General features: G+C 35.6%; 17 protein-coding genes. 8 read left to right on the plus strand and 9 right to left on the minus strand.

The window, feature by feature from the left end:
• Positions 1-174: 174 nt before the first annotated feature.
• Positions 175-822: an O-methyltransferase gene (locus AC1W31_RS16120; protein ID WP_481735512.1), complete on the plus strand. Its 648-nt coding sequence runs from the start codon at positions 175-177 to the stop codon at positions 820-822.
• Positions 823-1,014: 192 nt separating this feature from the next.
• On the opposite strand, the gene AC1W31_RS16125 is transcribed toward AC1W31_RS16120, so the two are convergent.
• On the minus strand, positions 1,015-3,375 hold the full coding sequence (locus AC1W31_RS16125) for a TonB-dependent siderophore receptor (RefSeq protein WP_481735513.1): 2,361 nt from the start codon (positions 3,373-3,375) through the stop codon (positions 1,015-1,017).
• Between the two features lie 182 nt (positions 3,376-3,557).
• Between AC1W31_RS16125 and AC1W31_RS16130 the strand changes: the two genes are divergently transcribed.
• Positions 3,558-4,064 (plus strand): GyrI-like domain-containing protein, encoded by a 507-nt coding sequence (locus AC1W31_RS16130; RefSeq protein WP_481735514.1) that lies wholly within the window; start codon positions 3,558-3,560, stop codon positions 4,062-4,064.
• A 14-nt stretch (positions 4,065-4,078) separates the two neighbouring features.
• On the opposite strand, the gene AC1W31_RS16135 is transcribed toward AC1W31_RS16130, so the two are convergent.
• The 3 genes from AC1W31_RS16135 to AC1W31_RS16145 form a co-directional block, all read right to left on the minus strand.
• On the minus strand, positions 4,079-5,338 hold the full coding sequence (locus tag AC1W31_RS16135; protein ID WP_481735515.1) for a BamA/TamA family outer membrane protein: 1,260 nt from the start codon (positions 5,336-5,338) through the stop codon (positions 4,079-4,081).
• Positions 5,339-5,535: 197 nt separating this feature from the next.
• Positions 5,536-7,566, minus strand: coding sequence for a methionine--tRNA ligase (gene metG / locus AC1W31_RS16140; protein WP_481735516.1), 2,031 nt, complete (start codon positions 7,564-7,566; stop codon positions 5,536-5,538).
• Between the two features lie 7 nt (positions 7,567-7,573).
• The gene (locus AC1W31_RS16145; protein WP_481735517.1) at positions 7,574-8,140 is read right to left on the minus strand and encodes a DUF3109 family protein; all 567 of its coding nucleotides are present in this window, start codon (positions 8,138-8,140) and stop codon (positions 7,574-7,576) included.
• Positions 8,141-8,495: 355 nt separating this feature from the next.
• Here AC1W31_RS16145 and AC1W31_RS16150 point away from each other — a divergent pair, with 355 nt between their 5' ends.
• Both AC1W31_RS16150 and AC1W31_RS16155 read left to right on the plus strand, forming a co-directional pair.
• Positions 8,496-10,931, plus strand: a complete 2,436-nt coding sequence (locus tag AC1W31_RS16150) for a LysM peptidoglycan-binding domain-containing protein (RefSeq protein WP_481735518.1) — start codon at positions 8,496-8,498, stop codon at positions 10,929-10,931.
• Positions 10,932-11,023: 92 nt separating this feature from the next.
• A complete protein-coding gene (locus AC1W31_RS16155; RefSeq protein ID WP_481735519.1) occupies positions 11,024-11,884 on the plus strand; it encodes an alpha/beta fold hydrolase in 861 nt (286 codons plus the stop codon).
• Positions 11,885-12,165: 281 nt separating this feature from the next.
• On the opposite strand, the gene AC1W31_RS16160 is transcribed toward AC1W31_RS16155, so the two are convergent.
• The 3 genes from AC1W31_RS16160 to AC1W31_RS16170 form a co-directional block, all read right to left on the minus strand.
• Positions 12,166-12,921 carry an SDR family NAD(P)-dependent oxidoreductase gene (locus AC1W31_RS16160; protein WP_481735520.1) on the minus strand — a complete coding sequence of 252 codons (756 nt, stop codon included), beginning with the start codon at positions 12,919-12,921 and terminating at the stop codon, positions 12,166-12,168.
• Positions 12,922-13,009: 88 nt separating this feature from the next.
• On the minus strand, positions 13,010-13,768 hold the full coding sequence (locus AC1W31_RS16165) for an NIPSNAP family protein (protein ID WP_481735521.1): 759 nt from the start codon (positions 13,766-13,768) through the stop codon (positions 13,010-13,012).
• Positions 13,769-13,884: 116 nt separating this feature from the next.
• Positions 13,885-18,111: an OmpA family protein gene (locus tag AC1W31_RS16170; RefSeq protein WP_481735522.1), complete on the minus strand. Its 4,227-nt coding sequence runs from the start codon at positions 18,109-18,111 to the stop codon at positions 13,885-13,887.
• Between the two features lie 203 nt (positions 18,112-18,314).
• Here AC1W31_RS16170 and pth point away from each other — a divergent pair, with 203 nt between their 5' ends.
• Entirely contained in the window at positions 18,315-18,875 is a 561-nt protein-coding gene (gene pth, locus AC1W31_RS16175; protein WP_481735523.1) for an aminoacyl-tRNA hydrolase, read from the plus strand.
• Between the two features lie 1,243 nt (positions 18,876-20,118).
• Here the strand turns inward: pth and rlmB are convergent.
• Positions 20,119-20,952, minus strand: coding sequence for a 23S rRNA (guanosine(2251)-2'-O)-methyltransferase RlmB (gene rlmB, locus AC1W31_RS16180; RefSeq protein WP_481735524.1), 834 nt, complete (start codon positions 20,950-20,952; stop codon positions 20,119-20,121).
• Between the two features lie 387 nt (positions 20,953-21,339).
• On the opposite strand from rlmB, the gene AC1W31_RS16185 reads away from it, so the two are divergent.
• Both AC1W31_RS16185 and AC1W31_RS16190 read left to right on the plus strand, forming a co-directional pair.
• Complete coding sequence (locus tag AC1W31_RS16185; protein ID WP_481735525.1) at positions 21,340-21,507, plus strand: hypothetical protein; 168 nt, start codon at positions 21,340-21,342, stop codon at positions 21,505-21,507.
• A 497-nt stretch (positions 21,508-22,004) separates the two neighbouring features.
• A complete protein-coding gene (locus tag AC1W31_RS16190; protein WP_481735526.1) occupies positions 22,005-22,595 on the plus strand; it encodes a hypothetical protein in 591 nt (196 codons plus the stop codon).
• Between the two features lie 117 nt (positions 22,596-22,712).
• Here AC1W31_RS16190 and AC1W31_RS16195 read toward each other — a convergent pair whose 3' ends face one another.
• Entirely contained in the window at positions 22,713-23,483 is a 771-nt protein-coding gene (locus AC1W31_RS16195) for a class I SAM-dependent methyltransferase (protein WP_481735527.1), read from the minus strand.
• A gap of 175 nt (positions 23,484-23,658) precedes the next feature.
• On the opposite strand from AC1W31_RS16195, the gene AC1W31_RS16200 reads away from it, so the two are divergent.
• Positions 23,659-24,906: a GWxTD domain-containing protein gene (locus tag AC1W31_RS16200; RefSeq protein ID WP_481735528.1), complete on the plus strand. Its 1,248-nt coding sequence runs from the start codon at positions 23,659-23,661 to the stop codon at positions 24,904-24,906.
• Positions 24,907-25,023: the final 117 nt, after the last annotated feature.

Here is a 25,023-nt window from a genome sequence, read left to right on the forward strand (position 1 = left end):
TTTGTAATAAACTTGTTCATCGTATTTTTGCTTGCGTTAAACGAAAAGAATGTTATGTCGAAAACTATATCACAACCAATAGTTTTTGAAAAGTAATTTGTACTTTTTTAATACTTTTTCCTTGTTTTTACCATAGAAATCGTCTCAGTTGAAAACCTGTCCTACTAAAAACCCATGGATTTTTTACCAAAAAATATTAACGATTATTCCGAAAATCATACTTCACCTGAAGATGATTTATTAGCACGCCTAAACCGTGAAACGCACGCTAAAATAATGAATTCCAGAATGTTGTCCGGTCATTTGCAAGGGAGAGTTTTAGCGATGTTCTCGCAAATGATGCGTCCTAAATATATTCTCGAAATTGGAACTTACACGGGTTATTCGGCGCTTTGTTTAGCAGAAGGATTGATTGAAAATGGTAAAATTATTACCGTCGATGTAAACGAAGAATTGGAGTCTTTCACTCGAAGTTTTTTTAATGAATCTAAATATTCAGAGAAAATTGATTATCGAATTGGCGATGCGGGCGAGATTATTCCAAAACTGACCGAAACATTCGATATGGTATTTATTGATGCCGACAAGATGAATTATCAAAAATACTATGATTTAGTTTTTGACAAGGTAAGAGTAGGAGGGTACATCATTTCGGACAATGTACTTTGGAGCGGTAAAGTGGCTGATATTCAGGAAGGAAAGAAGATTGATAAGGATACGCAGAATCTTTTGAATTTCAATAAAATGTGCCACGATGATCCCAGAACAGAGAATATCTTGATGCCAATCAGAGATGGATTAATGATTTCGAGGGTGCTTTGAAAAAATAATTAGACCATAGATAGCTGATTTACAGATTGTTGCATAACTTATTAGAGGTAAAGTTTAGTAATTCGGATCAACTTCCTGAAAGTTATGTCATTCAATATACACGGATAAATATTGAGAGAATCCGTGCAAATCTGTTAAATCTTTATTATCCGTGGTCTAATTATTTTCGTGTTTTAATCACTTCTACCATTTATACGCTACCGTCACCGAGGCCATTCTTGGAGCAATTGGGTTTACAGAATTATCATCATATACATGGTAGTTCATGACATTTAGAACGTTTGAAACCTTGGCACGGATAGAGAATTTTGTAAAATTATATCCCACATTTGCATCAATTTGTGTGAATGCACTTACTGGAATCAATTTGAAAGCATCATTTTTAACGGTCAAACGTGTAGGGCGACCTGCTTGTCTATCTCCAAGATAAAATGCTGTTAAACCCAAGTTTAATCCTTTCAATTTAGTATCTGAAAAAGTATAATAAATACTGGCATTAGCGGTGTGATTTGGGCTAAATCTTAACAAACTGCCTTCTGTATAAATATTACTTTTAGTATATCTTGTTTCGTTAAAACTATACCCAGCCATCAACGAAAACCCTAAAAATGGCTTGCTTTTTATGTCGATTTCAACTCCTTGACTTGTCACTTCACCTGCCAATTCCTTTACATTTGCATTCGCATTTCCGTTCTCCAAACTCATCTGCGCTAAATTACTATTTACAATTTGATAGGCAGTAATATTTGCGGAAAGTAAACCATTCAATATTTCATTTTTCATCCCAACTTCAAACTGATTAATGAACGATGGGGGTAAAGCGTTTCCCGAAACATCAACTCCTGTGTTGAGCGTAAAAGAATTTGAATAACTCCCAAAAACTGACATCATCTTCGTAGGTTGATAAACCAAACCAAAACGTGGAGTAAAAGCACCATCAAAAGTGGCAGATTCAGTGGTTTTATTGGTTGAGGTCGCTAAAACACTACTTCTGGTATCTTGATAACTGTATCTGATACCCGCTAAAAACTTTAATTTATCAGAAAAACTAATTAAATCTTGGATATAAATACCTCCACGATTAATAGGTGATGTGGTAATCGTATTGACCGTTAAGGTTGGAATATCTGTTCTTGAAACATACAAATTTGGTTGAAAAATGTTCGTAGAATCGTATTTATTGATGGGATTGTAGGCCGTAGTTACCGTATTATATTGATCAAAATCAGACCCAATTAGTACGTTATGAGCAATATTTCCAGTCTTGAATTGACCCGTTAAATCCATTTGTCCCATCAAATATTTTTCATTTGTACCTGTGCGAACTACTCCACGAATCCATTTTCCATCGGTTGCAATAAAATTAGTTCTGTTTGGACGAATATTGGCAAATAAATCACTGTCATAAGCCCGATATGCACCCGTTCCCACGAGCTTCCAATTGTTGTTAAGTTGATGAGAAATCGTAATGTTGGCAGATTTTTGGGCAATATCAAAATATGACCAAGGCAAACCAATGAAGCGTTCACGAGGTACATTGGCAATTTCATAATTGATTGCCCCCGTTCCAAAATCGGCTGTTCTGCGGTCTTTCATGTAATCTCCTTCTAACAAAATGTCTGTTTTGTCATTCAATTTAAACAGCAAAGAAGGATTTATATACATTCGCTCTGAATTGACACTCTCACGAAAACTATTGGCTTTTTCATACGTTCCGTTGATTCTGTACGCCACTTTTTTGCTGCCCAAAACAGAACCGTATAAATCAAAAGTAGGTTTATATAAATCAAAACTTCCCAGACGCATGGCAACCGAACCACCCGATTCAAATTTTGGTTTTTTAGTAACTAAATTTAAGATTCCGCCTGCCGCAACATTTCCAAAAAGAATGGCGGCACTTCCTTTCATAATCTCAATTCGCTCGATTGAAGACATTTCAGGAACAATTCCATTAAAATATCTCGCTCCGTTTTTAAAAGTATTTGAACTATTAAATGAAAATCCACGTCCACCAATTTCTTCTTGATAACCACCTTGGGTTCCCATTACATAAAGTCCATTAGCATTCATTAAAGCGTCGCTCAAACGTAATACTTGCTGACGTTCCAAAACCGTGCGGTCAATCGTAGTAACAGCTTGTGGTAAATCCATCGGTTTGATGGTAATTTTACCGATGGTGACGGTTCGTTCATTGGCAGATTGCATACCCGAAACGGTCACTTCTGAAAGTTCGTTAGTGGCTTCCGTCATTTGAAACTCGATTGTAGTGATCTGATTTTCAGCTACTTTTATATTTTGTTCCATAGATTTTAAACTCACAAATTGTGTTATAATGGTTTGATTACCAACTTTTATATTTTTCAATAAAAATTCGCCGTCTTCATTTGACGTGGTGCCTTGTTTTGAATTTTTTAACGTGATATTGACAAATTGAATGCCGTCGCCATCTTTGTTCGTGATTTTACCTTTTATACTTCCTGTTTGAGCAAAAGTTGTAATGCTCGAAACCAAAAATATTACTATTAGTATGATAGAGTTTTTCATTTTATTTCTATTTGTATTGATTCTAAATAATGAACAAAACTAATTCTTATTTAGACTTGATACAAATAAAAATACACATTTATTTAGAATGATTTTAAATAAACTCAAAAAATGCAATTATTTGTGGGAAATGTGAAGGAATTAGAGGCTTAGATATCTAATTTGGGGAAAATACTAATTAGATGTATCAAAGAATTGAAACAATATCGGAGAAAAAGCTAATCGGAAAGCATGTGAAAATGTCTTTCATGAACGATAAAACAAGGGAATTATGGCAAAGTTTTATGCCCAGAAGAAAGGAGATTTTGAACAGTTTATCTACTGACTTGATTTCTTTGCAGATTTACGATGAATCGTTTGGGGTTAGTGAATTTAATCCAAATACCGAATTTGAAAAATGGGCTTTAGCGGAAGTTTTAGATTTTGACAATATTCCGGAAAATATGGAAGTCTTTACGTTAATGGAGGGATTGTACGCCGTTTTTTTACACAAAAATGCAACAAGTACAGCAGAGCAAACCTTTGGTTATATTTTCAAAACATGGCTTGCAAATTCTGAGTATGAATTAGACAACAGACCACATTTTGAAATATTAGGAGAGAAATATAAAAATAATGATATGAGTTCGGAGGAAGAAATATTTATACCAATTAGATTGGCAAGTCTCATCTGTTATCCATCTATTTGAGTATTATATAACACTCAGAAATTCTCGTTTAATCCGAAAGAAAAACCTTTTGAGCCGCTTTGCCCGATTCCGTAATCAATCGTTAAATTGGTGTTGGCGAATTTGTTCACTTTTATGCGTAAACCCCCACCGTAGGCAATATTTACTTTTTCAAATTTATTCGTAATTGGTTCTGAAAAAGAGGAAATATTTGAAAATATCACACCGCCTAAAAATCGTTTTTTCGTTAAATTAAATCGGTATTCTGATTCAAAATACAAAGCATTTGTGCCTCTAAATCTGCCTTCTACGTAGCCCCTGCCTGTATTATTGTTGACATCCCAACCCGTACTTGGTAAGTCAAAATAGGGTGGAGTTCCGCCCAAAGTCAAGACATTGTAAGTCCAAAAAGCCAAAACGTTGCCTGATTTTCGGGAAAGAGGAACGTAATATCTCAAATCAATGGTGGCAGATTGCCAGTCGCTATCACTGTCCAAAGCTTTCAAATTTGCTCTTACCTGCACATTTGCATAAGCCCCCTCCGCTGGATTATTACTATTTAAACGACTGTCGTACTGAAAATTTGCGGTAAGTCCCGACGATTTTGAAGATTCAGTGTATCCGTATTTCTGCAAATCAGTTTGACCAATTTCGGGGTCATTCGTCTGCGAAATATTTTTATGATAATCCAAATTATAGCCTAAACCTACAAAAGTATTTTTGCTGATTTGTCGCATGATTACTTCATAAATCCGAATCAGCGTGTAATCAACATTGTTTAAATCCTCTAAATTGGTTTTACTGCCTAATCCGTAAGTGAAATTGGGATATTTGTAATATCGAAAATCGCCCAAAAGGTTATATTTCTCGTGTCTTACCCAAATATTTGATTGAAGTGTGTTGAGGAATTGTTTATTTTGGGTGTACATATTGAGCATCGAAATACTTGAAATCTTCGCTCCATCGCCTCTGTGCGTGTAAAAGGACAGGCTATTAACAACGCCCACCAAAAAACCCGATACTAATGAATAACCTGGATAAGCCACGGGTGTGTAGAACGGTCCGAGGGATTTTTTCTTAGTGGAATCCTCTTTAGCAATAGATTTTTTAGTAGAATCGCTTTCGGCAATTTCTTTCTTGGTAAAAATCGTTCTGATAAAATCTTTAATATCCACTTGTTGTGATACGTCATTGACAACGCTCGTGGAATCTACTTTGGTTTCTTGCCCAAAAATTAAGCTATTTTTTAGGGAAAATAGAACGATTAAAAAGGGCAAGATTAGTCTTAAATTCAATTTTTTAGCGTCTTTTGAAGGATGAAACTACATCATTCAAAAATGTAAAAATACTATGCCACAAGAAAATATAGACCACGGATTGTACTGATTTGACGGATTTACACGGATTCTTAATGTAAAATAAAAAATTTGTGTAATTCAGTTAAATCCCGCACAATCCATGGTCTAAGGTCTATACGTTTATATATTTATTACTACGCTACAATTCCACCATTCCAAACCTTTTTGTCGGGCTGAATGAAACTTAATGAACCGTTTTTATCTTCTGCCATCAACACCATTCCTTCCGATTCCATGCCCATCATTTTACGTGGAGCAAGATTTGCCAGAAATGCAACTTGTTGATTTACAATATTTTCTGGTTGAAAATGTTCACCAATTCCACTCAAAATTGTGCGTTCTTTTAAACCATCATTTATTGTCAATTTTAATAATTTCTTACTTTTTGCCACTTTTTCAGCCGCAACAATTGTCCCGATTCTGATGTCCATTTTTGAGAAGTCATCGTATTGAATTTCCTCTTTGATGGGCGTTACCACTTTTCCTTCCAATAAATTTTGCTGTTTGGCATCTTCCAATTTTTTGACCTGAGTTGCAACAGTTTCTTCTTCTACTTTTTCAAATAATAAACCAATATTTGTAATACTTTGTCCTTCTACTAATAAATCTGCACGACCAGCATCAGCCCAAGTTAATTGATTGATATTCAAAATAGTACGCAATTTTTCAGCGGTAAAAGGCATGAAAGGTTCGCACAAAATGGAAAGATTAGCCGCAATTTGTAAGCCAATATTTAATATCGTTGCTGTTCTTTCGGTATCGGTTTTAATGACTTTCCACGGTTCAGTATCGGCCAAATATTTATTTCCCAAACGAGCCACATCCATCATCAAAGCTAAAGCTTCACGTAGTTTGAAATTGGCAATGGCATCACCAATTTTTGTTGGCATTTCTGCTAAAGTTGCTAAGGTCTGACGATCAAAATCGGTCAATTCAGCTTGTTTTGGAACTTTTGAATCAAAATTCTTTTCCGTTAAAATAATCGCACGGTTTACAAAATTTCCAAAAATTCCCACCAATTCTGAATTATTACGAGTTTGAAAATCAGCCCAAGTAAAATCGGCATCTTTGGTTTCAGGAGCCGATGCGGCCAAAACGTAACGCAAAATATCTTGCTTACCTTCAAATTCACGGAGATATTCGTGCAACCATACCGCCCAATTACGAGAAGTCGAAATTTTATCGCCTTCCAAATTCATAAATTCATTGGCTGGCACGTTGTCGGCAACGATAAAACGTCCGTCTGCCATGCACATCGCAGGGAAAATCAGGCAGTGAAAAACGATGTTATCTTTCCCAATAAAATTAACTAAACGAGTTTCTGGATCTTTCCAATACAATTCCCATTGGTCGGTCAATTCCTTGGTCATGGAGATATAGCCAATCGGTGCATCGAACCAAACGTACATCACTTTTCCTTCGGTATCGGGCAACGGAACTTTGATTCCCCAGTCTAAATCACGGGTCATCGCACGGGGTTTTAAGCCGTCATTCAACCAAGATTTCACTTGTCCCAATACATTTGTTTTCCACTCTGGATGGTTCTCAATGTATGTTGAAAGCTGAGGTTGCATTTTATCCAAAGGCAAATACCAGTTTTTGGTCGCTTTTTTAATGGGCGTTTCACCACTCAAGGTCGAGCGTGGATTAATCAATTCTTCGGGTGAAAGTGTCGAACCACAACGTTCGCATTGGTCGCCGTAAGCATTTTCGTTGCCACACTTCGGACAAGTTCCGATGATGTAACGGTCGGCCAAAAAAGTATTATTTTTTTCGTCGTAATACTGTTCGGTTGTTTCTTCTACAAATTGCCCTTTGTCGTAAATATTCTTGAAAATATCCTGCGACATTTCGTGGTGAACTTTGTTGGAAGTTCTTGAATAAATATCAAACGAAATTCCAAATTCTTCGAAAGAATCTTTGATAATTTTATAATATTTATCAACTACTTCCTGTGGTGTTACGCCTTCTTTTTTTGCTTTAATCGTGATGGGTACGCCGTGTTCATCCGTTCCTGAAATGAACTTAACGTCTTGTCCCGTCGAACGCAAATAACGCACGTAAATGTCGGCAGGGAGGTAACAACCCGCAAGGTGTCCGATATGAATAGGTCCGTTGGCATAAATTAAGGCTGCGGTAACGGTGGTTCTTTTAAATTCTTTCATTATAATATTAAGTTCTATCTTTAACTTCCTCCAATAATTCTTGATACCAAGCCTCTCCATATTTTCGGATTAGGGGCTCTTTCAAAAATTTATAAACTTCTACGCCCAAAGCTGCTCCGTGCGTACAAGCATCCGAGCAAATGTGCCAACGGTCGTAATTCAGAGCATCGTAATGTTCGTATTTAGTAATTCTGATGGGATATAAATGACACGAAATTGGTTTACGCCAAGATATTTTACCGTCAAAATAGGCTTGTTCAATGCCACATTTCAGGATATTCCTTTCGTCATAAATGGCATACGCACATTCACGACCTTTAATGACTGGCGTTGAAAAATCGCCTTCCCAATCTTTTACGTAAACCCCTTCTTTTTCAATGGCTTGAATCCCAATGTCAGAGAGATACGGTTTTACGTCGTTATAAATTTGCTCCATAATTGGCAACTCATCGTCATTCAATGGAGCGCCTAAATCTCCTTCTACGCAACACGCACCTTTGCATTTGATGAGGTCACAGACAAAAAATTTTTCAATAATATCATCGCTAATTACCGTATTTTCAATTAATATCATGTTGTTGGTTAATCTTGAATCGTTTGTTTTTATTTTTACTTTTATACGTGCTTCTATCTACCGTAAACTCATTTTTATAAATATTTATCACAAAATTACGTTAAATCTCATAGTTTTTAACGTCTTGGCATTTTTATTGATTAACGTTTTATAAGTCTGCGGTTTGACAAAGCTCGTACCAGTAAATTTTATCCGTTTTTTTATTTATTTTTGTATTGCCATATATTAAAGTCTCCATAGATTTAGATAAAAAGGAAAGGATTTAAAAAAGTCAATAGTGATATGTATTAGCCCTTAAAGTGCTGGAAAGTGGCCATTTATCGCTTCCTAATTACCCATAAAATATTCTTTATTTATGAAAAAGTATCTTACGCTGTCGTTGCTGGCAATATTTGCCTGTGTTGAAATCTCGGCACAGGATCTCCCCCGTAGTATGTTTGTGGGTTCTGTAAATGTAAAGATTGATGGCGATGCACGTTCAATTATCGAAAGAGAAATTGATAATCTGAATGTAAATCAGAAATATCTGAGCTCTTTAGTCACAAAAATGAACCTTTACTTTCCCATTATTGAAAAAATATTGGCCGAAGAAGGGGTTCCCGATGAATTCAAATATCTATGTGTTCAAGAAAGTGCCTTTAACCCCGAGGCAGTTTCAACTTCTAATGCGGTGGGTTATTGGCAATTTAAGCGAGAAACAGCCCAAGAAGTTGGCATGCGGGTTGATGGTGTAGTAGATGAACGCAAGCATATTGCTGCCGCTACAAAAGGAGCAGCTATCTATTTATCGAGGAGTAATTTGATTTTGAAAAACTGGATGTCCACTCTGTTATCTTATCGCTTGGGTTTGGGGGCAGTTCGTAGAACGGCGGATAATGATTGGGCTTATAAAAATGAAATAACCGTTAATTCGACCACCGATTGGTACTTGCTACGGTTTTTGGCTTATCGTCATTTTATGGAAAAACAGTATAATCAAACTAAAAATATTGCCAATCCCACTTATCTTTTCGAGTATAATAATAGTCGTGGGAAAAATTTGATTGATATTGCTCAAGAATTGGATGTGCCGTTGTCGGATGTGATTGTCAACAATGCTTGGTTACGGTCTTCTTCGGTTCCCGATGATAAAGATTATACCGTTTATTTGCCCGTGAACAATCAGCAATATTTAGATTTAAAAATTAAAAATAATCAAAAGAAATTTTCCGAAGAGCAACTATCCGTAAATCAGGATATTGGTTTTCCAGTTTTGGTTAAATTAACAAAACTGCCTACGCAAAATGAACCCGTTTTCTATGAAATTAACGGTAAAAAAGGGATCCTTGCCAAACAAGGAGACACACCTGAAAGTATTGCCGAAAGGGCGGGAATTAACCTAAAACGATTTTTGAGATTTAATGATCTTGATGAAAATGATAGGCTTATTCCGAACGAAGTTTATTATTTGAAGAAAAAAGACCGTCGTGCTGTAGTAGCATATCATACCGTTTTGGGCTACGAAACCCTCTGGAAAATTTCGCAAATGTACGGAATGCAAATGGAGGATTTGATGGCAAAAAACCGTATTACCCAAGTGCAAAGACTACAAAAAGGGCGTTTGTTATGGTTGATTGAAACTCGTCCAGAGGCGCAGAGTGTGGAATATGTCCAATCGCCCGAAGATAAAAAAGTTATCATTACGGATAGTACACCCATCATTACGCCAACGTCTCGACAGTCTAATGGTAACTCACAGCCTGTAAAAAAACCAGTGATTGTGCCGCAAAATACGCAACCAGAAATAACTGTTTTTGAAACAAAACCTGACCAGAATGTGGTCATAGCCTCAACAAAGCCAGTTATTGCCAAAACGATTTCAGCACCAATAACCGTGACTAATACGCCAGCTAATAAACCTGTTTCAACCACGGTTTATAGTCCGCCAGTGGCTACGAGTACGTTGTCAAACACTGGTAAATCAATCAATAAAAATGTAAAAAATCATACGGTAGAACCGAAACAAACTTTTTATAGTATTTCAAGAATATACAATGTATCGGTCGATGAATTGTATAATTTAAACGATATGTATTCAGGTAGTCCTTTGAAAATTGGACAGATTTTAAAGGTTTATCAGTCGAGTGGTTCACCCATCACAGGAGCGTTAAAAGAAGGAGAAGTTGTTACAGCAATTTATACGTATCCCGCTGAAAATCAACCTCCTGTAAATAAAAACGCCACTATTACGCCCATTGTTAGAGACGTGATAACCACCGCTGAAAATATTGCAACCGCCTCGACAACTCCAACGCCCTTGACGATTCCAATTACGACAAATCCAGCAGTAAATACTCCAATTTCAACGTTGGTTTATCAGCCTTCGCCAACAACAGTACCCGCCGTGAGTAAGCCTTTTACGCCCGCTCCTTCGAGTACAAAACCAAACTACAAAATCATTCATACCATTCAAGCGGGAGAAACGATCTATCGAGTTTCAAAGATTTATAATGCGACCGTTGACAACATCAAACAGTGGAATAACTTAGGAACTAATACAGTTGAAATTGGACAGGAATTGGTCATTATGGGAGATAATACAAAACCAACAGTATCAGTTTATCCAGAACCCACGCCAACGAAAATGAATAGTAGCCCATCGAATAATAGCAAATATCATACGCTACAAGCAGGAGAGACGGTTTTTAGGCTTTCAAAATTGTACGGCGTAACGATAGATGAGATTGTGAAATGGAATAATATTAAGAATTTTGCGGTGATTGTTGGACAAAGGTTAGTGGTGAAGAAGTAGAATAAAGCAAAAATTAGCTTTAAATTAATAATTATAGTCTGTAAAAAATCCAAGCGTTAAAAGCCTTGGATTTTTTCATTAAACCCAAAAACATGAAAACACTGATTATCCTAACCATTTTTACATGCTGCTTCACTAAAATCCAAGCACAAAATGACCAAGAAATTATTAAAAACATTAATTATGCGGAGGATGGGGGTAAGCAATTGCAATTGGATATTTATAAACCTACCCAACAAAAAGAACCTAATTTAATCGTTTGGGTTCACGGGGGTGCTTGGCATTCGGGTAGTAAAGAAAATCCGCCTTTGGGTTTGTTGGCTTATGGTTATGCTTTGGCGAGTATTGATTTTCATGCAAGTACCGAAAAACCTTTTCCCGCCGATGTGCATGATATTAAAGCTGCCATTCGTTTTTTGAGGGCAAATGCCAAAAAATACGGCTATAAAGCGGATAAAATAATTATTTGGGGAGCTTCGTCGGGAGGACATTTAGCAACATTAGTTGCCACGACAAATAATAATGCTACCCTCGAGGGAAATCTGGGAAATTATCCCGAAATATCCTCTTCTGTGCAAGCCTGCCTTGATTTTTACGGGCCAACTAATTTTTTGACAATTCTCAATCAGTCCACGCCACATGGATTAAATGTGCGTTTGCCTGCTTTAGCAATTTTGTTAGGAAAACCTTTGGAACAAGCTACCGACTTGGCAAAACTGGCAAGTCCTTTTTATCAAGCAGATGCCACCGACCCGCCCATATTTATTGCGCATGGCGAACAGGATAATCAAGTTCCCATTAATCAATCCATCGAATTATTGAGTGCCTATAAAAATCTAAACTTGAAAGCTCAAATTGAATTTGTTCCTAATGCTGGGCATACCGACTCTATTTATTACAAAAAAGAGATGATGGAAAAGGTGATTAAATTTTTAAAAGAAATTGGTATGTAATACCAATACATCATCACTCACAAGGGGGGTACCATTTTATTGTGTAAAATAAAAATAAGGACAGGAGAAACTCCCGCCCTTATCTGTTTAACCTCTAAACCTATTTAACTATGAAAATTAAAACAAATATATGCTTTTTTACTATTAAATATCTGTTAAATACAACTTTATTTGCTTCACTTTTTGACAAATAACTATTTTAGTTGATAAAAAATGAAAATTCGTGTAGATACATGTAAGTAAGATTTTGTATTCTTTTTTCGCCTAAAATTTGACTTTATTTAAACATCTCTCCGAAGCACAGTTGCTGATGCTTGGGCAATCGGAAATAGCGTAATATCTGCCAAAACTACGTGGGCAGGACGAGTTACCACAAAGGCAATTGTTTCTGCTACGTCTTGGGGAGTCAAAGGGACAAATCCATGATAAACAGCCTCGGCTCTTTTATCATCTCCTTTAAATCTTACCAACGAAAATTCCGTTTCAACGGCGCCAGGGGCAACATTTGTGACTTTTATGCCGTGAGGGTTTAAGTCTAAACGCATTCCTTCTGAAATGGCTTCAACCGCTGCTTTGGAAGCACAATATACGTTTCCATTGGGATATGTTGCCTTTCCCGCAATTGAGCTAATATTGATGATATGTCCTTTTTTATGAGAAATCATCCACGGCATAATTACCTTAGAAACATATAATAATCCTTTCACATTTCCATCAATCATCGCATCCCAGTCATCTGGATTTCCATCCTGAATGGGACTTAATCCGTGAGCGTTTCCCGCATTATTGACCAATATATCAATGGCTCGCAAATCCTCTGGAAGTGTATTCAAGGCTTTTTCGATATCCTGACGATTTCTCACATCAAAAGTCAAGATATTTACTTTTACTTTCGTTGAAAGAACCTCCTGAATTTCATAAAGACGGTCTAAGCGTCTTCCACAAAGGATTAGATTGATGCCTAAATCGGCAAAGGCCTCGGCGGTTGCTTTGCCGATACCCGATGAAGCGCCTGTAATAAGAGCAATTTTTGACATTATTTTTTTAGCTTTGAGTGATGAGCAATGAGCATTAAACAATGGAATTGGCAGGTTTTGCTCAAAACTCATCGCTTAAAGCTCACCGCTATTTAAGGGGTGAAAAATCAGCAGGAACCATATATTCAGATTTAACCGAAATGGTCAACGGACCACCTGCATTTTCTTCGGATGCTTTTTTAATTGCCTGCCATTCTGGACTTGCGCCAAAGGCTTTGAAAGAAGCTAAACCATCTTCCTTCGTTTTGTGCGTTAAAAAGTAAATTAATAAATCTTCTGAACCTTGTTCTTTGTCGGTGGGAGTCCAATAAATGATATTGGCCATGCCATAATTTTCAAATAATTTCACCGTATGATCTCTAAAACGGGATAATAAATTGGGTAAATGGTTTGGCGTAGTTTTATACGTTCTTAATTCAAAAACTCTATTCCCTACTGATTTCATGTTGTTGGGTGAAAAATCGGTGGTTTTCAAAAAGGTACTTTCCACTTTTGCCACAATTTCACCATTTACTGCCGAATTTTTCATGACCGTTATCCAGCCAGTATCAGACATAAATTCTTTCCAAGATTTATCCCTTGCCTCACGTGAAGGATACGAAAGAACATAAACCAATTTATTCTCTTTATTCTCTCCCAAAGGCAACCAAAAACCTTCTAAACGCATTTTATAATTTTCAAAATACTTTAAAGTGTGGTTTTGAAAACGATTCATTAAATCTGGAAGTTTTCCTTCCGAAGCGTAATAAACTCGTAGTTCATACAAGCGGGCGTTTGCATCCGATTGGGCCTGAACCGCAAAACTGGCGATAATCAGAAAGAATAAAATAATGAGTTGCTTTTTCATTGGGGTTTGTTTTTGAGTTTATTGTTTTACGGTCGAAATACGTTCTGAGATTGTTGGACTAAATAATGTTGTTTTCTATATATCTAAAGCTAAATTCAGTATAATTTGTTGTAAATCTATTGAATTCCCACAATTTCAACCCGACGATTCATCTTTTTGTTTTCTTCACTATCGTTCGGAGCAACGGGTTTTGTACCGCCGTATCCTTTATAAAGTAAACGATTTTCCTCAATTCCTTTACTCACAAGGTAGTTCAGAATTACCTTCGCACGGTTTTCCGAAAGCGCTAAATTCAAACGTTGGTCGCCTATGTTATCGGTATGTCCACCAATTTCAATTTTCGTTTGCGGATTAGATTTTAAAATAGAAACTATTTTATCTAATTCAGTAGATGATTCTTTTTGCATAATAAAACTACTCTGCTCGAAGTAAACATTATTCAACACAATGGCTTTACCTTTCTCAATTTTCTCGAAACTTTTTCCTGTCAAATTGGGCAATTTTTCTTTTGGATTTACCGTACTGACTGATAAAGTAGATTGTTTTGCTACCACGGGTTCCCTCGTTTTAATTAAGGTAATATCCTGCTTTCGATCGGTATTTGGATCAATTCTTAAAATTGATTTTGCATAACCAACGGCTTCAATTTCAAGCATATAGCTCGCCACGGGGCTTAATTCTGCCGAATATTCATCCCCGTTTTTAACCAACGTTAATTCCTGACTTGATTTCACATCCGTTAATTTTGCGGTACATTTTTCCACAATTCTACGAGTCTGAAAATCCAATACTCTAATCGTGAATTTACTGTCATCTTTTACTAACCATGAAGCAATTGGTGCATTTTTCATCGAGCTATCGGGCGTAATTTTTCCTTCATAAGGTTTATAGCCCGCCGCAGTGATTTCAATCGAATAATTTGTTTTTTCTGTTAAAACTACTGCCATTTGTTCACGAAGAATATCCGTTTTTCCTGTGGCAACAACCTCTTTACTTGGGTCATAAACCTTGAAATTTGCTGATACTTTATTTTTCTTGCGAGCATCAATCGCATACAGAAAAAGATTATATTTCCTTAAAGAACGCATTTTTATGGGCTTGCTAACGTCGTCGGTACTGGCGGTAAAACGACTTTCATAATCATCGTAACCCGCCAATTTTGCCTTAATCAAATATTCTCTTCCAGGTTTCAAATCGGCACTACATTCCCCGTTTGGCATCGTAATCATGGCTGCTACGGGTTTATTGTTCATGGCATCAATCAGGCTATAATATACTTCTCTAACGGGTTTATTGTCGTTGGCATCGTAGGCTTTTAAACTCAAAACTGAAAAATTTCGAGACATCATCACCACGTGTTTCTTGGGTTTGCCTAATGAAGTATAAGTAACATTTTCGTTTTTAATGTAGTAACCTTTTACAAAAGTCTCTAAATGAAAATTATCCGTTTCGATTAAAGGCAATTTGTATTCTGGCGAACTTTCAGAAGTTTTTCCTTGCGTCAAAATGGTTGTTTTTGAAGGAGTTACCTTAAAAATAGCCTCCAAAACTCGCCCACTCGTAGAATCAACGGCTGAGAAAATCAAGGCTGATTCTTGCGGTTTTGGGGTTAATGGGCAAATCAACTCATTTTTTGAAAGTTTAGAAATATCCTGTTCAAATTTCTCAAAACCTTCCGCAATGATTTCTAAATGATATTTATTGTCGGGGGTTAAACTCACTGTCGCATCACCCGAAGGTAATTTTACCATATCCGTTTTGTTGGTTTTTGTGGTCAAATCTGTGATTTTATAATCTCCAATAGCTACGGTTTCATTCGTTATTTTATTGGTTGCCTTAATATTCAACACGAATAAGGCTTTTTCTAAACTAACATTAAATGAATATTTTTTATCAACCGCAAAATCCGCCATATTGAACGTACTTTGCTTTGGTTTATAGCCATCAGCGGAGGTTTCTACGGTGAAAATTTCTCTTTCAGCCACTTTTACCGTTCCATCAGATTCGTCTTTGAATGAAAATGTTTTCTGTTCTTTTTCCAATCGAACGCTAAAAGTTACTTTTAACGGTTTATTGGTCAGAATATCAAAAAAAGCAAAATTCACGGGCAAACGCTTCTTTTTCAGCAACATAAAATTCACTACACCACCTTCGGGCGCTTTATCAATTTTCTGTTTTGTTAGTTCTACGTAATCTTCCGCTTTGATATTTAATTCATAAAATCCTGAACGTTTCAAATTAGCCGTAAAATCATTTGCCTTATTTTTAGTGGCTTGTTTTACTTCCGAAGTTTTCAAATCAGCAATTTTAACTTCTGCTTCTTTAATGGGCTTTTGGGTTTCGGCATCAACTACTTTGATGGTTAAAGGATAACGGTCAATGGCTAACTTGATATTGTATTCGTTATGTTCTCCTAACTTGATGTTGGTAATTTCTAATAATGCCCGACCCGTAGCAAACCCTTCAGAAGCAACTTCAACTTTCAAATTATCATTTTGAAATAAATTTACTGGAAAGTACGTCTTCGCTTTTACACGATTGCCTTTAAAAACTTTTCCTGTTTTTTCAGAAGTAACGGTGAAATTCGCCTCAATCGGTTCTTCTTTTTCTAAATCCATCGCCATCAGATTGGCAGTATAAACTTGCTTAGGAATCAATTTTACCGATAAATCTTTTAATGTCTCACTCTTAGTAATGGTCTGTTCGTGATCCTCAAAAAATTCTGATGAAATAACTATTTTATATTGCTTACCAGTCAATAAATTTGTTCCACACTCGCCCGTTTCAGCATTTGCTTTTACTTCAGCAATTTGACGGGTGGCAATTTCTGTAATCGTTACTTTGGTTTCTTTCAATAAATCGTTCGTACCAGCATCGTAGGCTTTTACAACAAAATTTGAAGAAATTGGATCCAACTTAATGATACTTACGGGCAAAAGCTCACTTTTTTCATCAATGCGTAGCGAAAGGCTCGAATTTTTGTAGCCCTTCATCGAAGCTTCAATAGAATAATCTTCTTTAAAACGAAATCCACCCTGATTTTGAAGGGTATTAGGATTATACTGAAGGGCAATTGATTGTCCAGTAATAACTTCTTTGGCTTCAAAATTGGCGGGAACCGTTAAATTGGTCTGTGAATCAATCGCTAAAAAACTGAGTTTAAACATTTCTTCACTACTCTTTACTTTTCCTCCCAAGGGTATTAACCTAAAATCCTGCTCGAAAGTCTCACAATCTTTTTTTTCGGATAAATCGACCACAATCTTCTTACGGTAATATCCTGATTCATTAATTTCAAAATTGTATTTGCCTTTGGGAATTAAAACCACCGAAAACCGTCCGTCCAAAGCATCCGAGGTAAATTCAGCAATAACTGTGTCGGGATTATTAAATTCCGACACCAAAATTTTTGCGGATAAAGGATTGTTGGAAGTTGAATCAGTAATGTATCCTTGAATTGTAGCAACTGCCTCAATCGGAACGGTGGTGGTATAAATATCCCCCTCCTTTACGTAATATATCATTTCTCCGCACGCAGGTACTGCCACAAACTGGTCAGGGCCCGAAGTATTCAAAATATCCAACGCAACGGGATTCGTCCAAGTGCCATTTTCTTGCAATTCACATTTATAAATATCAAAATTTCCTTGACCATCTTTTCTGATTGATGAAAACATTAAGGTCTTGCCATCGGGCATGATTCTTGGGGCTTTTTCACAAATAAGGTTGACTGGGCTTGGTAATTCTAAGGCTGTTTGCCATGTGCCATCCTCTCCACGTTCCGCCCGCATAATGCGATAACAACGTTGCTGGGGGTCTTTTTCATCGCCAAAAACGTATTTTGCTCGGGCGAAATAAAGATATTTTCCATTAGCGGATAAGGACGGATATCCTTCGTAATCTACTGAATTTACGGGTCTTCCTAAATTCATCGGAGCTGACCAACCACTTTTTTCACGAATAGAATAATAAATATCTTCGTGTCCGTCAGAATCTTTTCCATTAGCAGAAAAAAACAATAAATTACCATCGTAACTTAAACAAGGGCCACCGAGAGGAGCTTTTTCAAAAAAAGTAGTCGTAATTTTGGGAATTGCAGTTGGTACAGACCAATTTTTGCCATTTCGCCTTGATTCGAAAAGTTTCCAGTCTCCTTGACGGTCGGACTCGAAGATAAGCGTTCTACCATCAGCACTGACTGACGGGGCGTATTCTGTAAACTTAGAGGTATTAATGGGGGCGGGGAGAGCTTTATCATTTTGAGAAAAAACACTATTTACGCTAAAATACAGAATCAACGATATTAAAACTATTATTTTTATGTTAAGGGTACTTTTTTTCATGGGAAATTTATAAGTGGCAAAATTACTCAATTTTACCGATTCATTTAAGTAAAATTAATAGCAATTATTATCTTAACAAGACGATAAAAAATGGCTGTAAATCAGATAGTTACCTTAAAAAACATCTGAATAAAAAATTAACTTAGCAAAATGCGTAACCTAAGTACGAAATTAAAAAAATCTAAATTAAAAATACAATCTAAATGAAGTATCTAATCGTAGGTCTTGGAAATATCGGGCCTGAATATCTGCTAACTCGTCATAATGTCGGTTTTATGGTTCTTGACCGATTGGCGGGTGAATTTGAGACAAAGTTTTCGATGGAACGTCTCGCCTATCATTCAGAAATAAAGCATAAGGGCAAACAAATTCATTTAATTAAACCCACCACTTTTATGAATCTGAGCGGAAAAGCCGTTAATTATTGGATGAAAGAATTGAAAGTAGGGAAAGAAAATGTCTTAATTATTACGGACGATATTGCTTTGCCCTACGGAAAGTTGAGAATGAAACCTAAAGGTTCACACGGTGGACATAATGGATTGCGTAATATTCAAGAAATTTTAGGTGATTCTGACTATGCGAGACTTCGCTTTGGTGTAGGGGATGATTTTGGCAAAGGAAGGCAGATTGATTATGTGTTAGGTAACTTCCAGGCAGCGCAATTTGAACAATTACCAGAACATTTAGATAGGGCTTCAGAAATGATTATGAGCTTCTGTTTACAGGGCTTAGATAAGACTATGAATTCATTTAATCAGTAATTGTATTATTCTAAGATTTGGCTAATATTGTTTTGGATATTTCAAACAAAATGTTTGCAAACTTTTGTAAGCCTTTACGAAATAATGTTTGGGAAAAAGCCTTTTAAAGCATCAGTAGCCACTTTGGCTACTGACTATTAGCGAGTTAGCAAATTAAATTTTCAGACAATTGCAAGAAAAACTTGCAAGATTCAATAATATTGCAGAACTTTGCATCGTTGAATAGTAAAAACACCTTTTAGATAATTCTAAGAATTATTTTGAAATATTTTTCAAATTACTGTGACTCATTAAATACTTTATCGTTAAAAGAATATAACAGCAATAGCATAAATAATGGGAACTTTTTAGCGCTTTTATTATGTTTATTAATTGATAACAATCAAACAACAAATTTTTAAAATTCAACATTATTAGTGCATATTTAAAGAGAATTTTACTTGAATTTCTATTAAGTATTATTACTCATAAAATTAGAATATTTTTTTTGTGTAAAAGAATAATAAAATTCGCAAATCATAAGTATTCATTCAGAAAACAAATAAGATTTTTCATAGTTAAATAGGTTTAGAGGTAAGACGGGAAAGGGTGCTTCCTATGGAAGCACCACTTTTTTTATTAAATTAATTATTTTAAGGTTGAGGAAAAGATTCGATGGAGTGCGTAATTAGTTTATTTATTGGTAATAGTGCAGTTATTTTTCATAGTTAAATAGGTTTAGAGGTAAGACAGGAAAGAGTGTTTTCTATGGAAACACCACTTTTTTCTAAACTAATAAGAAGGGAATAGTAACAAATAAGATTTTTCATAGTTAAATAGGTTTAGAGGTAAGACGGGAAAGGGTGTTTTCTTTGGAAACACCACTTTTTTCTAACTAACAAACTAAAATTGACAAAGACATAAAGATTTTTCATAGTTAAATAGGTTTAGAGGTAAGACGGGAAAGGGCATTGCTAATGGCGATGCTCTTTTTATTTTGTCTAAATTCCACAAAAAAGCCTAATACTATCAGCATCAGGCTTTCGGAATTACTAATTTATGGTAACAATTTTAAATATTTTTATTGGGATTGATTTCATATATCAAAGATAGGATAAGTTTATGGAATTAAAATCCATGACAAACGATGAATTAGTGAACGGTATTGCTGAGTGATTATACGGTAAAATACAAAGAAAAATCCTTGAAATTGGTGAAATGCCAATGCCAAGGATTTTTAAAAATAAACTAAATCAGTCCAATATTATGCCAAACGCTTGCGTAATGCTTCAAATAGAACTACGCCCGTTGCTACCGAAACATTTAGTGAACCTACTCGCCCGGCCATTGGAATGGTGGCTAATTCATCAACAATACGCAACAATTCTTCCGAAATTCCGTCCTCTTCCGAGCCCATGATTACGGCAGTAGGAACGGTAAAATCAATTTCATAAATATTTTTTGACAATTTTTCAGAACATGCAACAACCTGAATACCAGAATTTTGCAAATACTTGATGGTCATAAATAAATTTTCTTCCCGGCAAACTGGTAAGAAATTCAACGCTCCAGAAGAAGTCTTCATCGCATCGGCATTTATTTGTGCTGCTCCTTTTGTGGGTATCACAATAGCGTGAACACCTGTACATTCTGCCGTACGAGCAATTGCTCCAAAATTACGCACATCCGTAATACGGTCGAGAACGAGTAGCAGAGGGACCTGCCCTTTTTCATACACATCAGCTACTACGTTTTCGAGCTTGGCATAATTAATGGCCGAAACGAAAGCAATAACACCTTGATGATTTTTGCGGGTGATTCTGTCTAATTTCTCCGAAGGTACTTTTTGTACAGGAACGCCACGCATACGAGCGAATTCCAGTACTTCCAAACTCCCTAATTCCCGCTGAACCAGTATTTTGTCAATCTCTTTCCCTGCACGAAGCGTTTCTAAAACGGATTGAATTCCAAAGACAATATCCTTACTTTCAGGTTTTGCTTGGTTGAAAAAATTATTTTGGAATGGTTTTTTATAGCCATCAGGTTTCTTGTAACCTTCTGGTTTCTTATAATCTTTTGAATCGTTTTCTGTTGTCATATCAATAATTGAACTTAAATATTCCTACAAAGTTCGTAAAGTTTTCGCTGTCTTTTTTATGTTTATGTTTTTCGTTTCTAAATTCTTCTAAAAAAAGGGTTATTTGTGGCGATGTTTTAAAGACTAATGCGGTTTACTTGGCTCATGTTTTTTGTTTTTGAATCGGAATGGACTAAATTTTGTCTTTAGTTAATTCATCCCAACTAAAATATCTTAGTCCATTTCAAACAGGATTATAGTTTTTTTTTAAATAAATACCATCGTAAAACGATTTATTCCTTTCTTGTTTTGCCTGAGTTCTTTGGCATCTTTTTCTTCGGATTTAACTCAACAAATTATTCCTAACCGAACAAATAATAAAGAACAAGCACAAAAGCCATTGAAGATATGCACGCTACCTTTTTTGCTTGGGGTCCCGCTTTCAGACCACAAACAAAAATTGAAGGTTTTGAAAATGTGAACGTTTATCCAATGATTACCGAAATATTAGGTTTGAAGTATGATTTTAAAATTGATGGCAAATTCAAAACCTTAGCCCCAATTTTGAAAAAGTAAAACGTTAAATTGACTATTTTGATTAAGTCTATTAAACATGGATTAAATCCCGATTCAACAAAAAACCGTTTCTGAAAAGGAGCGGTTTTTTGTTGAATTATCATTATTGAACTATTCTGAAAAAGTAATTGTATTCTTAGGGGAATAGGTATAATTATATGAATCATTTAATAGTACAATTCCATCTTTCTATTAAACGGTTAGTTTTTTTAAAATTAAATGTATTACCTTTATGAACTGTCTGTGGAAATGTACAAATCGTTCTTTGAAGTATCACACAATTCACCATTCTTAAATATCTGTTAATCAGATACTTGCTCAATTTCTTTTCTCATTCCTGACGTATCACAGGAAAACATTTCACAGAATAATCCTAATACCACACATCAATAACCAGTTAGTTATCTCATTAAATAGACTTCTTGTCGAAGTCGGTGATTATCTATTTTATAAACGTAAACCAAAAGAGGTTTACCTAATCTAAAAGTAAGGAATATATGAAACAAATGATTAAATTGACCGTAGCTATTTTAGTATTTAGCTCGGTGGTTTATGCGTGCAAAGTAAAACAGCAGCAAAGTAATTTGTCCCCTCAAAAAAATCAATCAGTAACTGTTCAAGAAGTGGACGATGATACCTTGGTTAAAATGTTATCAAGAAACTGGGTAGTAAATGTTGTGAATTATCAAGCAGATGCTCGTAAGAATGTACTATATGAACGTGGAATTGACGCTAACTTACACGATTTTTCAAAAGAGTCTTTTAAAATATCCGCCGATGAAAAAGTTGTTTATACGGACGAAGGCGGTCAAAAACACATGGGCACTTGGGATTTGAAAGACAATAATACAAAGTTATTAATGGAATTTGAAGATGGTGAAGAAGTATCTTGGAACATCATCGAAAAGAATAAAAATCAGTTGGTAATTCACATGAGCATCGACGCTCGCAAAGTGAAATGGGACATTCGTAATTTAAATGAAATCGATATTCCAACGGCAGCCGTTTTTGCAGGATTTTATGCAGGAATCGTTGATGAGAAAACTGAAACCGTGAATATTACGTATAAAATGAATCCGAGAAGTTAAATTCAATTAACAATTAATAGTCATCAGTTAATGTTAATAATTTCAAAAAAAATGCCAATTTGGAACTGATAATTCCAAATCGGCATTTTTTTTAACTCATAAGGTTACGCACCCCGCTCATTTCGTGGCAATATAAAAGAAATCAAAACATTCCTCGGCATCATCATTCAAGAAATAATCTTTGTAGGTTATGTTAGTAACTAATTGATTGTCAGATTTTTGAATAATATTTCTGCTCATTCGGTTGGCAATGTCATAAGGAATCTGCAATATCCATCTTGGCAAACGATACTGAAGATTGAAAATATCAAAACGAGTAATTTTTTCTACTGAACGTTTATTTTTTTCATAATAATCCATCACTTTCGCATTTCCATGAATTCCTTTCGTTTCGATGGTTGAAAAATGTTTTAGAATTAAACTTTTCAATTCACTCGCCAAGTATTCTCGTACGTGCCAAGGGTTGCGAGATAATGAATATTTACGGTTCACAGTCGTTAGAATCAGCTTTCCACCTGGTTTCAAGACTCTGTGGGCTTCTTTGATAAATTCGTTGTCATCCTCAATGTGTTCAATCACTTGGAAGGTTACAATATAATCAAAAGTATTGTCTTCCAAGCCCTTCAACGGCGGTAAAAACATATCAATAAATTTGAAATTCGGATATTCTGCTGAAAGCTTGGTCATCAAAGGCTCGTTTTTATCAACACCCGTATAATTTGAAATAGAAGGCGCTAAAACTGCCACGCCTCGACCCGTCCCGCAACCAATTTCGAGTAAATTTCCCGAAATCATTTTGGCAACTTCAATGTATGGAAATAACAATCGCTGATGAATAGGATTATCGGAAACGAGGTCAGAGGAGGCAATTTCTGTGGTTTTATACATGATTATTTTTTTATTTAATAATTTTACGATTAACGAATATCAAACATCAAATAGCTAAATCTGATAATTTTATGCCAAATTTACCGCTTTTGCTTGACATCAGAAAAATACTTGTTAAATTGGTTCGTTATACTACCACAAATTGATTTTCCTGGCATTAAAGGATACATAAAAAATGAAAAAAATACTATTAACTTTCTTCTCAATGGCAATATTGTCGGGTTGTGCGGTAACGAATCCAAGCTCGAAACAGGCCAATCCTCTTGATAATAAAGTTGCTTTACAAAAAATAATTACCAAAAGTAGATTTTTGGATAATGGTACTTCAGTGAGGGTTTATTTGAGTATAGATGCCAATAGAAATGTTAGTTTGGGCGATGCTATGAGGGATTTTTCTGTAAGTTATAGTTTATATCCAGATTATATCAACAAACAGCAATTGTTAAATTCAGGAACAATTGCGATAAATTCTGAAAATGTATCGAGTGATGGTGAGCTTCTTACGGTTTGGTTTGATATTCCTAAACCCAAAGATTTGTTTACGGCAGTTGCTCAAACGGTAGTAAAAGATTTAAAAACGAATAATAGTACCGTGAATGATTGTTTATTAAGATTTCAATCGGGCAAAGTGGGAGATTATTTTATGTTTTTTGACAAGACTGGCAATAAACCTTTAGCAAGAAATTATTTTTCTGTGGAAGATACCGTTATCTTGAAAAGTTTGGACAACCGCTCTCAAACATTTAAAGCATTTCGATATAAATACGAATTTGAGGCGGCCATTTCTCCGATGTCCACCACGCCCAGAACCGCTTCAAAAAGTCTATACGTTGATTCTTCTTTTTCCGTAACTTCTAATACGCCCATGGTTTTGTCAAATGAGGCACTTTATTATTTTTCAAGAGATACAACGGAAGTTTATGGAATTGGGATGGTGGTGACGGACAAAAGATTTCCAAAGTTGACTCGTCCAGAGAAATTGGTTCGCCCTTTGATTTATATGAGTACTAATGCTGAAACCAATGATTTGTATAATTCAAAAGAACCCAAAAGAACGTTAGATAATTATTGGTTGAATATAACCCAAGGTAATCAAGCTACCGCCAAACGTACGATAAAGGCTTTTTATCAGCGTGTGGAGAAGGCAAATCGCTTGTTTACGACCTATAAAGATGGTTGGAAAACGGATAAAGGAATGGTGTTTATTATTATGGGCGACCCAGTACGAATTACTCGTATGAAAGATAAAGAAATCTGGACTTACACTCGTGCCTCGCAATATTCTGAATTGAATTTTACTTTTACAAAGCGTTCAAATCAATTTGCGGATGATCATTACGAATTACAACGTTACGCCGAATATCAATCAATTTGGTTTCCTACGGTAGAACAATGGCGGAATGGCGATGTCGTTTCCCGATAATAAAAAAAACGCTCTTCTTTTGAAGGGCGTTTTTTTTTATGCTTTTAGAAATGGATAACTAACTAAAAGAAAAAGGCTTCACAATATTTGTGAAGCCTTTTGTAGTCCGTACGGGAA

This window comes from Arcicella sp., from assembly GCF_964672035.1.

Bases quoted from the DNA above. Each gene is read 5' to 3' on its own strand.
- AC1W31_RS16195 (WP_481735527.1), bottom strand. From the start codon at position 23,483: ATGTATAAAACCACAGAAATTGCCTCCTCTGACCTCGTTTCCGATAAT.
- rlmB (WP_481735524.1), bottom strand. From the start codon at position 20,952: ATGACAACAGAAAACGATTCAAAAGATTATAAGAAACCAGAAGGTTAC.
- AC1W31_RS16120 (WP_481735512.1), top strand. From the start codon at position 175: ATGGATTTTTTACCAAAAAATATTAACGATTATTCCGAAAATCATACT.
- AC1W31_RS16155 (WP_481735519.1), top strand. From the start codon at position 11,024: ATGAAAACACTGATTATCCTAACCATTTTTACATGCTGCTTCACTAAA.
- AC1W31_RS16185 (WP_481735525.1), top strand. From the start codon at position 21,340: ATGCACGCTACCTTTTTTGCTTGGGGTCCCGCTTTCAGACCACAAACA.
- AC1W31_RS16145 (WP_481735517.1), bottom strand. From the start codon at position 8,140: ATGATATTAATTGAAAATACGGTAATTAGCGATGATATTATTGAAAAA.
- metG (WP_481735516.1), bottom strand. From the start codon at position 7,566: ATGAAAGAATTTAAAAGAACCACCGTTACCGCAGCCTTAATTTATGCC.
- pth (WP_481735523.1), top strand. From the start codon at position 18,315: ATGAAGTATCTAATCGTAGGTCTTGGAAATATCGGGCCTGAATATCTG.
- AC1W31_RS16130 (WP_481735514.1), top strand. From the start codon at position 3,558: ATGTATCAAAGAATTGAAACAATATCGGAGAAAAAGCTAATCGGAAAG.
- AC1W31_RS16200 (WP_481735528.1), top strand. From the start codon at position 23,659: ATGAAAAAAATACTATTAACTTTCTTCTCAATGGCAATATTGTCGGGT.
- AC1W31_RS16150 (WP_481735518.1), top strand. From the start codon at position 8,496: ATGAAAAAGTATCTTACGCTGTCGTTGCTGGCAATATTTGCCTGTGTT.
- AC1W31_RS16165 (WP_481735521.1), bottom strand. From the start codon at position 13,768: ATGAAAAAGCAACTCATTATTTTATTCTTTCTGATTATCGCCAGTTTT.
- AC1W31_RS16160 (WP_481735520.1), bottom strand. From the start codon at position 12,921: ATGTCAAAAATTGCTCTTATTACAGGCGCTTCATCGGGTATCGGCAAA.
- AC1W31_RS16125 (WP_481735513.1), bottom strand. From the start codon at position 3,375: ATGAAAAACTCTATCATACTAATAGTAATATTTTTGGTTTCGAGCATT.
- AC1W31_RS16190 (WP_481735526.1), top strand. From the start codon at position 22,005: ATGAAACAAATGATTAAATTGACCGTAGCTATTTTAGTATTTAGCTCG.
- AC1W31_RS16170 (WP_481735522.1), bottom strand. From the start codon at position 18,111: ATGAAAAAAAGTACCCTTAACATAAAAATAATAGTTTTAATATCGTTG.